The organism is Maritalea sp. S77 (assembly GCF_049801075.1).
In the GTDB taxonomy this organism is placed as follows: domain Bacteria; phylum Pseudomonadota; class Alphaproteobacteria; order Rhizobiales; family Devosiaceae; genus Maritalea.
Genome location: NZ_JBNAGG010000002.1, coordinates 569017 through 580709, shown reverse-complemented (window position 1 = coordinate 580709; position 11693 = coordinate 569017). Strand labels below are relative to the sequence as shown.

At 50.3% G+C, this 11693-nt stretch carries 14 protein-coding genes; 10 read left to right on the top strand and 4 right to left on the bottom strand.

Features of this window, described 5'->3' with window-relative positions; genetic code table 11:
• Positions 1–4 precede the first annotated feature (4 nt).
• From ACP15Y_RS10565 to ACP15Y_RS10540, 6 genes are all read left to right on the top strand, one after another.
• Complete coding sequence (locus ACP15Y_RS10565; protein ID WP_117395507.1) at positions 5–235, top strand: BolA family protein; 231 nt, start codon at positions 5–7, stop codon at positions 233–235.
• 5 nt (positions 236–240) lie between these two features.
• On the top strand, positions 241–870 hold the full coding sequence (locus ACP15Y_RS10560; protein ID WP_424983028.1) for an HAD-IA family hydrolase: 630 nt from the start codon (positions 241–243) through the stop codon (positions 868–870).
• Positions 867–1727, top strand: coding sequence for a GNAT family N-acetyltransferase (locus ACP15Y_RS10555; RefSeq protein WP_424983027.1), 861 nt, complete (start codon positions 867–869; stop codon positions 1725–1727). The genes ACP15Y_RS10560 and ACP15Y_RS10555 overlap by 4 nt, the downstream gene beginning before the upstream one ends.
• A 93-nt stretch (positions 1728–1820) precedes the next feature.
• Positions 1821–2156: a Grx4 family monothiol glutaredoxin gene (gene grxD, locus ACP15Y_RS10550; RefSeq protein WP_424983026.1), complete on the top strand. Its 336-nt coding sequence runs from the start codon at positions 1821–1823 to the stop codon at positions 2154–2156.
• Positions 2156–2617 (top strand): YtoQ family protein, encoded by a 462-nt coding sequence (locus tag ACP15Y_RS10545; RefSeq protein WP_424983025.1) that lies wholly within the window; start codon positions 2156–2158, stop codon positions 2615–2617. Before grxD ends, ACP15Y_RS10545 begins: the two co-directional genes overlap by 1 nt.
• A 94-nt stretch (positions 2618–2711) precedes the next feature.
• On the top strand, positions 2712–3947 hold the full coding sequence (locus tag ACP15Y_RS10540; protein WP_424983024.1) for a multidrug effflux MFS transporter: 1236 nt from the start codon (positions 2712–2714) through the stop codon (positions 3945–3947).
• On the opposite strand, the gene ACP15Y_RS10535 is transcribed toward ACP15Y_RS10540, so the two are convergent.
• A complete protein-coding gene (locus tag ACP15Y_RS10535) occupies positions 3913–4854 on the bottom strand; it encodes an AEC family transporter (RefSeq protein ID WP_424983023.1) in 942 nt (313 codons plus the stop codon). The two genes, ACP15Y_RS10540 and ACP15Y_RS10535, sit on opposite strands and share 35 nt — an antisense overlap.
• A gap of 193 nt (positions 4855–5047) precedes the next feature.
• Here ACP15Y_RS10535 and ACP15Y_RS10530 point away from each other — a divergent pair, with 193 nt between their 5' ends.
• Entirely contained in the window at positions 5048–6277 is a 1230-nt protein-coding gene (locus tag ACP15Y_RS10530; RefSeq protein WP_424983022.1) for a multidrug effflux MFS transporter, read from the top strand.
• 107 nt (positions 6278–6384) lie between these two features.
• The gene (locus ACP15Y_RS10525; protein WP_424983021.1) at positions 6385–7623 is read left to right on the top strand and encodes an MFS transporter; all 1239 of its coding nucleotides are present in this window, start codon (positions 6385–6387) and stop codon (positions 7621–7623) included.
• A gap of 14 nt (positions 7624–7637) precedes the next feature.
• Here the strand turns inward: ACP15Y_RS10525 and ttcA are convergent, their stop codons facing one another.
• Together ttcA and ACP15Y_RS10515 are read right to left on the bottom strand one after the other, a co-directional pair.
• On the bottom strand, positions 7638–8447 hold the full coding sequence (ttcA, locus tag ACP15Y_RS10520) for a tRNA 2-thiocytidine(32) synthetase TtcA (RefSeq protein WP_424983020.1): 810 nt from the start codon (positions 8445–8447) through the stop codon (positions 7638–7640).
• Positions 8448–8510: 63 nt separating this feature from the next.
• Positions 8511–8900 (bottom strand): hypothetical protein, encoded by a 390-nt coding sequence (locus ACP15Y_RS10515; protein WP_424983019.1) that lies wholly within the window; start codon positions 8898–8900, stop codon positions 8511–8513.
• Positions 8901–9094: 194 nt separating this feature from the next.
• On the opposite strand from ACP15Y_RS10515, the gene sbmA reads away from it, so the two are divergent.
• Positions 9095–10318: a peptide antibiotic transporter SbmA gene (sbmA, locus tag ACP15Y_RS10510; protein ID WP_424983018.1), complete on the top strand. Its 1224-nt coding sequence runs from the start codon at positions 9095–9097 to the stop codon at positions 10316–10318.
• 70 nt (positions 10319–10388) lie between these two features.
• Here sbmA and rpsD read toward each other — a convergent pair whose 3' ends face one another.
• Positions 10389–11006, bottom strand: coding sequence for a 30S ribosomal protein S4 (rpsD, locus tag ACP15Y_RS10505; protein ID WP_424983017.1), 618 nt, complete (start codon positions 11004–11006; stop codon positions 10389–10391).
• A gap of 332 nt (positions 11007–11338) precedes the next feature.
• Here rpsD and ACP15Y_RS10500 point away from each other — a divergent pair, with 332 nt between their 5' ends.
• On the top strand, positions 11339–11692 hold the full coding sequence (locus tag ACP15Y_RS10500) for a GntR family transcriptional regulator (protein WP_424983016.1): 354 nt from the start codon (positions 11339–11341) through the stop codon (positions 11690–11692).
• The last annotated feature ends 1 nt before the right edge of the window (position 11693 follow it).

Genomic DNA, 11693 nt, shown 5'->3' with positions numbered 1-11693 from the left:
GTTTATGTCTATTGGTACCGCTGAAATCGAACGTTTGATCACTGAAGCCATTCCTGGCGCAGAAGTGAATGCGGATACAGATGACGGCCATCACTATACCGCTGTTGTTGTGGCAGAAGCCTTCCGCGGCAAATCCCGCGTGCAACAGCACCAAATGGTCAATGCAGCGCTGAAACAAGTGCTCGATAGCGGCGAACTTCACGCCCTTGCCTTGAAAACAAACGCACCGGAATAATTCCGGTGCGGTCCATTCTCTTTGATGTGGATGGGGTTGTCATCCACTCCCTTTTTCACCAAGATCCCGCACGCCAACGAGTGTGGAGCCAGCACATTGAAATGGATTTCGGTATCAGCCGTGATTCATTCAATGAATTTTTCCGGCTAAATTACGCTGAGATCGTCACGGGCAAAACGTCCATCGTCACCGCGATGGACGCATTCCTGCCGAACATCAATGCAGGCCACATCAACAGCCTCGACTTGCTGGAATATTGGTTCAAAAACGATACACCCGTAAACCGCCAACTACTCGACGGCATCAAAAAGCTCAAGCAAAAAGCAGACGTTAAAATCTACCTCGTCACCAATCAGGAGCACCTTCGCGCCTTCTATCTGTGGCACGATCTAAAGCTGAGCCACATCTTCGATGATATGTTCTACGCCGCCCGTTTGGGCGTTGCGAAACCTGACCCAGCCTTTTTCCAAAAGGTAGATCAACTGCTTGGCCTACAAAGCGAAAAACCAATATTCTTTGACGATGGGCAAAAAAACGTAGATGCTGGCAATCAGCAAGGTTGGGAATCGAACCTGTTTGTTACTGAGAAAGATTTTTTTGAGCACCCTTGGGTGAAAAAACATTTGGAGCGATGACGGTAAGAATTGTCCCGATTGCCGACAGTCACTGGTCCCACCTGCCCGACATTCATCGGGCAGCGATTCTCGCTGTCTCTGATGAATATTATGATCAAACAGCCCGTGAAAGCTGGGCGACTGGCCTCATTCCAGAAGGCTATAAGCACTCAGCTGAAGATGGCGAAATTTTCCATGTCGCCATAGATGAGAACGACAAACCCATAGGTTTTTGTGGCTATCGCGGCTATGAAATCACAGCCCTTTTTGTTACGCCCGAACACCAGCGCAAGGGCGTGGCGACCGCGCTTTACCACAAAGCCATCGATGAAATGCTAAAAGGGCGGCCTGAAAAAATCATCCTTACGTCAAGCCATGCCGCCGTTGGGTTTTACGAAAAACAAGGGTTCTTTACCCTGCAAGAGCGAGAAGAAATCACCCGTGGGGGCGAGTTTATCTCTGTTTTTGATATGGAGGCGCCGATTGACCGCCCGCCGCATGAAGGGCGTGAGCTTGAATTGATGCTGGCTGGTTCCAAAAAAATTTCTTATTTCGGTGAAAAAGACCCGGAAAATACATTTCTTCCCTATGTCTTAAGCAAACAGATTAAACGCTATGTGTGGCAGGAACGCGCGGACTATCTGGAGCAATTGCTGAAAGATGGCGGCGAGCTGGACATCAATCCAGTTGCCCCGGTCATTTATTATTTGCCGCAATTTGAGGCCGACAAAGACCGCCTGCTCGAGCTTTTGCGCAAACACATGATCGAGGGTCGATATAGTTTAGTTGAAGAGATCGAAATGGGCGATCTTCTCGGCTATCCTACTTATGCGGTGAAAGCCTTTTTGGAGCGTATGCGCGCCATGCGACAAAAATGATGAGACTGATCCTCGACATTTAATCACGACTGTCCTATTTAGGCAGCAGGTTCACCTTGTCGGGCCTTAACCCCGAATATAAAGGAAAGCATTATGAGCGACATCAACGCATTTATCGACGAACAAGTAAAAAACAATGACGTGTTCCTGTTCATGAAGGGCACTCCAGATTTCCCGCAATGTGGTTTTTCCGGCCAAGTGGCGCAAATCTTGAATTATTTGGAAGTCGAATATGCCAGCGCCAACGTGCTTGAAAGCGACGAATTGCGCGAAGGCATCAAGCAATATTCAAACTGGCCAACTATTCCACAGCTCTATGTGAAGGGCGAATTTGTTGGCGGCTGCGACATTATCCGTGAAATGGCGCAAGAAGGCGAATTACAACAGCTTTTTGTCGATAAAGGCATCCAAGCCAAACAGGCCAGCTAATGACCCGCATTTGGAACGTCTATCTTTCGGGCGAAATCCACACCGATTGGCGCGAAGCGATTGAGAAGGGCTGCGAGGCAGCAGAACTTCCCGTTGAATTTTCTGCACCGGTCACCGATCATGGTGCGTCAGACGATTGCGGCGTCGCCATTATGGGCGAAGAGCCAAACAAATTTTGGCACGACCATAAGGGCGCAAAGCTGAATGCCATCCGCACCCGCACTTTGCTGGGCGAAGCGGATATCGTTATTGTGCGCTTTGGCGAAAAATATAAGCAGTGGAATGCCGCCTTCGACGCCGGATTCGCTGCGGCACTTGGCTTGCCATTGATCGTGATGCATGGCGCTGATCATCAACACGCGCTCAAAGAAGTTGATGCATCGGCCCTTGCTGTAATTGAAACACCGGATCAAGCGGTGCAAATCCTTGATTATGTGATCAACGGCAAATTGCCCGCTTAAAATTTTACGCCCTGGCGGAAATAGTTCGTCAGGGCTTGCCAATTGGTCAAACCTGTCGCATCAATAAAGCACTTTTTGTTGATTGCGAGTATTGATGCGTCTTAAGCTGAATCCCAATACAAATTATGTTGAGTTTGTGCTGCTGGCCGCCACGTTGATGGCGCTTAATGCCGTGGCCATCGACATAATGTTGCCCGCCTTGCCCGAAATCGCATCATCACTCGGCGCCATCGGCGACAATCAACAGCAATTGGTGATCACTTATTATTTGATTGGTTTTGGCCTCAGCCAGCTGTTTTATGGCCCATTGTCAGACGCGATTGGCCGCCGCAACACCGCTTTCATCGGCATTTTAATCTTCTTTGTGCCCGTCGCCCTAGCCTCGTTTGTCACCGATTTCAATTCCTTGCTTGCCCTTCGATTGGTGCAGGGCCTAGGCGCAGGCGCCTCCCGCGTGATCGCATTTGCCGTGGTTCGCGACGTATTTGAAGGCAAAAAGCTGGCCAAAACCATGTCGCTGATCGTTATGGTGTTTATGGCCATGCCCATCATTGCGCCAAGTCTAGGTCAGCTTTTAATCCTCTTCCTACCTTGGCAAAGCGTTTTCGCCTTTATGGCCATCATGGCCGTTGTCGCTTTAGTCTGGGTGTTTCTGCGGTTGCCCGAAACATTGTCGATTGAAAACACACGTGCTTTCCGCCCCAAAATCATTTTGGAAGGTTTCCGCATTGTGTTCACCACACCGTCGTCACTCCTGTTTGGCTGGGCACAGGCGTTGCTGCTTGGTGCGATTATCGGCTTCTTGGGCACATCGCCCCAGATTTATTTGGAGATTTATGACCTTGGCGCCATCTATCCCCTGATGATCGCCCTCACCGCCTCGAACATGGCGGTCGCATCCTTCATCAATTCGCGTTTGGTCGATAAATTCTCGGTCGAAAAAGTTGCCTTGGCCGCCAGCGCCACATTCGCGCTGTTGGGCGCGGTGTGGTTGATGTTTGCACTCACTATGGGCGTATTGCCACTCTGGCTTTTGGTGCTATTGCACCAACCGCTCAATTTCTGCTTCGGCTTGGCGGGGGTCAATCAAAACACAATGGCCATGGTGCCCATGAAACGGGTGGCAGGCACCGCAGCCTCTGTACTCGGATTTATCTCCAGCGCAGGCGGCGCTGTGATTGGCGCCATAATTGGCAGCTTTTACAACGACACAGTAGCCCCGATCGCGGCGGGCTTTATGGTTGTGGGCATTCTCTCATGCATGGCCAGCATGTGGGGCGCGAAACTGCAGCCCGCTATGCCCCAACCCACCAACGTGCCAGTAAAATAATCAAAGGCAGCGTGAAGAAGGACACTGCCGTCTGCACTGTGGCAATGGACGCGTAAAGCTCGGCATCGCCGCCCATCTTCTTGGCCAGCACATAGCCATTCATGGCCGTTGGCACACCTGCGCTAATCATCAAAATCACCAATGCATCTCCAGTCACACCAAACAGCACCGCAAAACCAAACATAATCAGCGGCACCAAAATCAGCTTACCCACGACAGCAACGCCAACAACCGGGCTTGGCTTCAGCGCGGCACGCAAGCTAAGCCCTGCCCCTAGCGCCAATAGCGAGATGCCCAACGCGGCACGACCCAGCAGATCTAAAAAGGTCAGCACCGGATCCCACACAGGGATATTGGCGAAATTGACTACCATGCCCACAACGCACCCCCATAGAATCGGATTGCGAGAAATCTGCTTCAACACATTGAAATAACTAAATTTATACTCTTCGGAAAAAACAGAAAGCACAGTCACATTCACCAATTGCAGCGCGGGCACCAAAGCCACAAATGCTACTGCAATAACCGCTAGGCCCGGTTCGCCGAAAAACTTGAGCACCAGCGCCATGGCGATAAAGCCATGCCAACGGGTCACCGTTTGAAACAACGTCGTATATTGCGGCCGCCGAAGCTGCATCACATTGCGAAAAAACGGATAAAGCGCCAACATGAGTGCCGAAATGGTGATGATCATGCCCATCAGCACCATCAGGATTTTATCGAATTCAATGGTGCTCAAATCCGTATTGATCAAAGTGCTCGCCAAAAGCGACGGGAACAAAATCCAAAAGCACAGCTCGTCCACTACTTGCCATTTGCTTGCCTCGACAAAATTGAACCGTCTTAGCAAAAAGCCCAGCACAATAATCGCGAAAACCGGCAAAATACTCTCAAAAACACCCAGCATTGGCACTCCTTTTGACGCATTGAGTAGCGCCCCAACCCAAGGAATTATGTCGGTTTGCAGCCCCGGTCAACCAATTGGTCAAACCTATTGCGCTTTTTTGCCGCAACTGGCATGATTGTCCTACATTTCGACAAAGCTGTTTCGCGATTCCTCCCAAAATTTTCGCACGGCCAAAACCTTGTTCAGGTGATCAATGAAAATTGCAAAATTGAATCCGTCCGTAAACCGGATTGAGTTTATCGGTCTGGCTGCGCTGATTATGGCGCTGAACGCCTTGGCCATCGATGTCATGCTGCCCGCTTTGCCCATGATTGGCGAAGCCATGCATGTGGAAGCAGAAAATCATCGGCAGTTCATCGTCACCTTCTTTTTGATCGGGTTTGGCTTCTCACAGCTCTTTTTCGGCCCGCTTTGCGACGCCATTGGCCGCCGCGCCACCTTCCTCGTTGGCGTCACCATCTATATAGCTGCTGCGATTGGTGGGGCCATGACCACCGAGCTGAACGCCATGCTGGCCATGCGCGTCATCCAAGGTTTGGGTGCAGGCGCTTCCCGCGTTGTGGCCCTTTCAATGGTGCGCGATTGCTTTGGCGGCCGCGCAATGGCGGAAGTCATGTCACTGATCATGATGGTCTTTATGATCATGCCCGTGCTGGCACCAACCTTCGGCCAACTGATTATTATGTTTGGCCCGTGGCAATATATCTATTTCGCCATGGCCCTCATCGCTATTGCTGCAGCAGCGTGGACCATTCTGCGCCTGCCAGAAACATTGGCCGAAGAAAACCGGCGCGCCTTCCGCCCCAAAATCATCGTTGAGGGCTTCGCCATCGTTTTTTCAAACCGCCCTGCTTTGGCATATGGATTGGCGAACATGGTCGCCTTGGGGGCGCTATTCGGCTTTTTGGCCCCGTCACAGCAGATTTATGGCGAGCTTTACGGCCTTGGCCCATGGTTTCCGGCAGCCTTTGCCGCCATCGCCACCGTGATGTCGCTCGCGTCTTTCATCAATTCGCGCATGGTGGGCCGTTTCGGTATGCGTAAGCTTTCGCATAGTGCTTTGATTGGTTTCATTGCTCTCAGCCTGCTCTGGTCAATCCTTGCGTATCTCAATGCACTGCCGCTGTGGGCCTTTATGGCCATTCAGGCCCCTGTGATGTTCTTGTTCGGCCTGATGGGCACCAACTTTAACTCACTTTCGATGGAGCCGTTGGGGCGGGTTGCGGGCACCGCTGCGTCCGTTTTTGGCTTTATGCAAACCGTGGGCGGCGCACTTCTCGGCACTGTCATTGGTCAAGCCTATAACGGCTCGGTTCTTCCCATTGCATTGGGCTATGTGATCTTGGGCAGCATCAGCCTATGCTTTGTTCTGATCGCTGAAAAAGGAAAATTGTTCAAAGCGCAATTTGATCCAATCAGCTGACATATAAAGGCGCTAGCCTGTCGGGCGGTGAAATGGGGATCAATAATTTTGATTTGCCCATTTCCGTCTATCAGTGCAATTTATGTGCCTAACCTTGCGAGATATCGATGACCAGCACTGCCACAACTCCCGCCGCAACTGCGCGCAATCCGCTCACCTTGATCATTATATCAGGCTGTTTGATCGCGATGATGTCCTTTGGTGTGCGGTCAACCGCTGGTCTATTCACCTTGCCACTCACATCAGAGTTTGGCTGGTCACGCGAAACTTGGGGCTTGGCCTTTGCGGTGCAAAACCTCATCTGGGGTTTGATCCAGCCGATCGCTGGTGGCTTCGCCGATAAGCATGGCACAGCCAAAACGCTGATCATTGGCACAATCATCTATTCTCTCGGCGTCCTTTTGCTGGCCTATGGCGGCACTGAGCTCACCTTGTTCCTCGGCGCCGGCCTTTTGATGGGCCTCGGCATCGGCACAGCCTCCTTCGCCGTCGTTATGGCTGCCTTCGGCCGAGCCGTTCCAGCAGAAAAACGCAGCTTTGTGTTTGGTATTGCAACGGCTGCCTCCTCCGCAGGCCAATTCGTATTCGCACCCGTCGGCCAACAACTCATCAACGGCTTTGGCTGGCAAAATGCGTTGTTGATCTTCGCCATCACCCTATTGGCGATCATTCCACTGTCATTCTTCCTGCGCGGCAAAACCGAGCACCAAGAAGATGATGGCCGCGATATGCCATTGTTTGAAACGCTGCGCGAGGCATTCAAATATCGGTCCTATGTTTTGTTGGTGGCAGGCTTCTTCGTCTGTGGCTTCCATTTGGCGTTCGTCACGGTGCACATGCCTGCCTATCTCGTGCAATGTGGCCTCAGCCCCACCGTTGGCAGCTGGGCATTGGCCTTGATCGGCCTGTTTAACATTGTCGGCTCTCTGGGCGCCGGCTACCTTGCTGGGCGTTTGCCGAAACAATTTCTACTGGCAAGCATCTATCTCAGCCGCGTTGTGATCACAGGGCTTTTCTTGCTCTTGCCGATTTCGGAATGGACCACATATATCTTTGCCGCAATCACGGGCTTGTTGTGGTTGGCTACTGTGCCGCCAACCGCCGCCTTAGTGACCAATTTCTTCGGCCCCAAATATATGGGTATGTTGTACGGCTTTGCCTTCCTGTCGCACCAAATTGGTTCATTCTTCGGCGTATGGCTCGGCGGTGTCAGCTTTGACCTAACAGGCAATTATGATCTGGTTTGGTATCTGGGCATGATGATTGGTCTATTGTCCGCCGCGCTGCATTTGCCAATCAGAGAAAAACGCGCCGACCATTTCGCAGCGATTGCGCCCGGCCAATAATCGGGCAAACTGCTTTAGGAAAAGTCGAACAATTTGGGATCCAGCAAATGGCTGGCATTCACATTCTGCAGGGCCGCAAACATGCGGTCCTTCCGCCCCGGCGACTTCCGTTCCATATCAACAAGCATCTGTTTCATCATTTGCCGCTGCAATCCATCTTGCGATCCGCACAGATCACAAGGGATAATTGGGAATTGCATCCCGTCAGCAAATTTTAGCAAATCCTGCTCTTCACACAGGGAAAGCGGCCGCAACACCGCCAAATCTCCCTCATCATTGATCAGCTTTGGTGGCATTGTCGCCATCTTGCCCCCAAAGAACATATTGAGCAGAAATGTCTCCAAAACATCGTCACGATGGTGTCCCAACACAACGGCAGAACATGCCTCTTCCCGCGCAATGCGGTATAGGTGGCCCCGCCTTAATCGAGAGCAGAGTGAACAATAAGTGTTTCCCTCAGCTACCTTATCCGTCACAATGGAATAGGTGTCGCGATATTCGATGCGATGAGAAATGCCTAAACTGTCAAGATAGCTCGGCAATATCTCCTTGGGAAAATTTGGTTGGCCCTGATCCAAATTGCACGCCAATATCTCTTGCTTCAGCACGCCACGTGATTGCAATTCCAACAACAGCGCCAGCAACCCATATGAATCTTTGCCGCCAGAAAGCGCGACCAACCAGCGCCCTTTAACATCGTGCATATGATAGGTGTTTAGCGCGGTTTCCACCTGCCGCAACAAACGCTTGCGCAGCTTGCCAAACTCAACCGATTTTGGCATGTCCGCAAATAGATTTTGAATGGGTGTGGTGGACTGATCCATGGGCACGCTCATAAATTGATACACGCCCCGGCATATCGCTATTTGCAACGAGAATAAAGCCGTTTAGGCGTTTTCTTCCGCCTTGCGCCTCGCTTCAGCCTTCGCTTTCTCACGTTCTTTGATTTGCGCCAGCGAGCGCCAGAAAACCACATATACAGCGAAATCACTGGTGAAGCTCATAAATTCATGCGGCACATCAGCTTCAACCGGCACCACATCGCCCATCTGCATTTCATGGCGATCGCCCGCAATTGAGATATCTGCACGGCCACGAATAGCAATGTAAATGATGTTCACACCCGGCGGTGCGGGATAGGTGCCTGTTTTGGGCGTATAGAGCTGAACCGAAAGCGTATCTGAGGAAAACGCAGGCGCAAACCAAACACCGTTCGGCCACTTGCGCGTGGCCGGCCCCGGGAGCTTTTCTAGCAAGTCGTCAAATTTGACACGCATATTTCACCTGCAATTGCGCAATGTCGTTTTTTCGATAGTTTTAAACGTCAAAAATTAAAAATATGGCCTGAATTATACACCAATTGATCAAATATAACACAAATGCCGTTAATAAATTCGTGAGATCGCCGGAAAGCGTTTGCACACCTTCAAATAAATGCATCTAATTGTGACAGATCTTGGGAGGGATTCATATGTTTCGATCATTCTTTCCGGCACCAAAGCTTTTCTTCGGCAGCGCCGCAGTTTGGGCTGCACTGTGCTTTTTGATTTGGTTCACCATCGGCCCAGCGCTTCAAAGCGTCATTAGTCTAGACCCAATCCTCACACCAAATCCCGGCGACGACCCCACGCCCTTTCTGACCAATCAGAAAGTGTGGCTCTATCAATATGTGATAATGTCCACGTATCTGTTCTGTGTGCCGTGGTACTTTATTCAACGGCACAGATGGTATTGGTGGTCGGTTGTAGGGTCTGCCACAATCGTTCTGATGCTATTTGCCAATGTGCAAGTGCAAGCATGGCTAAATGACTGGTACGGCGATTTCTTTAATATTGTACAGACCGCGCTGACTGACCCTGGCAGTGTCGCACCGGAAGACTATTGGGGAAATCTGATTTTCGTCTTTTATGTCGCTGCCCCTAATATATTGTTGATCGTGTTGATTAATTTCGTCACCAGTCACTATGTGTTCCGTTGGCGGACGGCAATAAACTTCTTTTATATGAGCTTCTGGTCACACCTGCGCCATGTGGAAGGGGCGTCCCAACGTATTCAAGAAGACGCAATGCGGTTTGCAGATGGCGTTGAAACTCTGGGTGTAAACTTCATATACGCATTGATGACCTTGACGGTCTTCTTGCCAATTCTCTGGGGTCTTTCTCAACAAATCACAGCGCTGCCATTGATAGGTGAAGTTCCCGGCTCTCTCGTCTGGGTCGCACTCGTTTCGGCTGCATTCGGCACTGTGGTGCTTGCTGCTGTAGGCGTCAAATTGCCGGGGCTGGAATTCAACAACCAGAAAGTTGAAGCCGCCTACCGCAAAGAGCTGGTTTACGCCGAAGATTTTGAGGATCGCGCGCAACCACAAACAGTCAAAGAACTGTATTTGGATGTACAGAAAAACTACTTCCGTCTGTTTTTCCACTATCTTTATTTTAACTTAGTGCGCTCGGCCTACAATCAAGCGTCCAACTTTATCACGCTCATTGCGCTCGGCCCCTCCATTCTGTCGGGGGCTATTACGCTTGGCATTTATCAACAAGTCGCAAACGCGTTCGGCCGCGTGGAAAGTTCATTGCAATATCTGGTAGATTCGTGGCCACAGATCATCAAGCTAATGTCAGTCTATAAACGGCTACGTAAGTTTGAAGCGGAAATCCCGAAAGATTCACCGTTGCCGAAATCACCTGTTTGATAAAATCACAAACCCCCAAACAAAAAAGGCCGCCCAAATGGGCGGCCTTTTCTTTAATTTTCGTCTCGACTTAACGAGAATAAAATTCAACAACCAAGTTTGGTTCCATTTGAACCGGATATGGCACGTCTGACAATGTAGGAACACGTGTCAAAGAAGCGGTCAGTTTTGAGTGATCAACGTCAACATAGTCTGGCACATCGCGCTCAGCCAATTGTGTCGCTTCCAAAACAAGCGCCATTTGCTTTGACTTTTCGCGAACTTCAACCACATCACCAACATGCAAGCGGTAAGATGGGATGTTCACGCGTTTACCGTTCACCAACACGTGGCCGTGGTTTACGAACTGACGTGCAGCAAAAACAGTTGGAACAAACTTGGCGCGGTACACCAATGCGTCCAAACGTTGCTCAAGCAAACCGATCAACAACTCACCAGTGTCACCTTTCAAACGTGTCGCTTCGTTGTAAACACGCTTAAATGATTTTTCAGTGAGGTTGCCGTAATAGCCTTTAAGCTTTTGCTTGGCGCGCAACTGCAAACCAAAGTCAGAAAGCTTGCCGCGACGACGCTGGCCGTGCTGGCCCGGGCCGTATTCACGACGGTTTACAGGGCTTTTTGGACGGCCCCAGATATTTTCGCCCAAGCGGCGGTCAATTTTATATTTCTCAGAATGGCGTTTAGACATCGCTCGTCCTTCTTTAATCGTTTTGAATGACTGCGCCCTCCTCTGCTCCGCCTCTATATATAAAGAGTCGAAACCGACAGACCTTGCGAAAAACACGCTTGCTGCGGATAAACCGCGCATGAAAACCGAAGATCCCGGGTGCACAATTGATTGAAACAACCAATTGATCGCGCTGAATTAGATCACGCCCCCAAAAAAGTCAACCGCTAAACCCGCCTAAATCCGGGCTTTACGCCATATAGTTCAACTTTTTTGCCCCAACCACTTTAAAAAGCACTTGCATATCCCATTTAGTGTGTTACAACTCTAATACACTAGATGAGTGAGACACAATGAACAATTGGAATGAAACACAGCCGATATTTGTTCAAATCAGAGAACGATTGACCGATATGATTTTATCAGCCTCGGTCAAGGAAGGCGAAGCGCTACCCTCTGTGCGGCAGATTGCGACAGACTTGTCGGTCAACCCGCTCACGGTCACCAAAGCCTACCAATCACTCGTTGATTTGGGCGTCATCGAAAAGAGAAGAGGCTTAGGCATGTTTGTTGCTGAAGGCGCGCGCAAGGAGCTTTTGGCGCATGAACGTGAGGCATTCTTAAAGAATGAATGGCCCCGCATTATGAAACAAATCAAAGCATTAAATCTGGATATTGAAGATTTGATGCGCCACGCTGAGGAATAGA

What these genes read in the sequence shown, in the direction of transcription:
- ACP15Y_RS10565 (WP_117395507.1), top strand. Translation starts at nt 5, where the DNA reads ATGTCTATTGGTACCGCTGAAATCGAACGTTTGATCACTGAAGCCATT.
- ACP15Y_RS10555 (WP_424983027.1), top strand. Translation starts at nt 867, where the DNA reads ATGACGGTAAGAATTGTCCCGATTGCCGACAGTCACTGGTCCCACCTG.
- grxD (WP_424983026.1), top strand. Translation starts at nt 1,821, where the DNA reads ATGAGCGACATCAACGCATTTATCGACGAACAAGTAAAAAACAATGAC.
- ACP15Y_RS10545 (WP_424983025.1), top strand. Translation starts at nt 2,156, where the DNA reads ATGACCCGCATTTGGAACGTCTATCTTTCGGGCGAAATCCACACCGAT.
- ACP15Y_RS10540 (WP_424983024.1), top strand. Translation starts at nt 2,712, where the DNA reads ATGCGTCTTAAGCTGAATCCCAATACAAATTATGTTGAGTTTGTGCTG.
- ACP15Y_RS10535 (WP_424983023.1), bottom strand. Translation starts at nt 4,854, where the DNA reads ATGCTGGGTGTTTTTGAGAGTATTTTGCCGGTTTTCGCGATTATTGTG.
- ACP15Y_RS10530 (WP_424983022.1), top strand. Translation starts at nt 5,048, where the DNA reads ATGAAAATTGCAAAATTGAATCCGTCCGTAAACCGGATTGAGTTTATC.
- ACP15Y_RS10525 (WP_424983021.1), top strand. Translation starts at nt 6,385, where the DNA reads ATGACCAGCACTGCCACAACTCCCGCCGCAACTGCGCGCAATCCGCTC.
- ttcA (WP_424983020.1), bottom strand. Translation starts at nt 8,447, where the DNA reads ATGGATCAGTCCACCACACCCATTCAAAATCTATTTGCGGACATGCCA.
- ACP15Y_RS10515 (WP_424983019.1), bottom strand. Translation starts at nt 8,900, where the DNA reads ATGCGTGTCAAATTTGACGACTTGCTAGAAAAGCTCCCGGGGCCGGCC.
- sbmA (WP_424983018.1), top strand. Translation starts at nt 9,095, where the DNA reads ATGTTTCGATCATTCTTTCCGGCACCAAAGCTTTTCTTCGGCAGCGCC.
- rpsD (WP_424983017.1), bottom strand. Translation starts at nt 11,006, where the DNA reads ATGTCTAAACGCCATTCTGAGAAATATAAAATTGACCGCCGCTTGGGC.
- ACP15Y_RS10500 (WP_424983016.1), top strand. Translation starts at nt 11,339, where the DNA reads ATGAACAATTGGAATGAAACACAGCCGATATTTGTTCAAATCAGAGAA.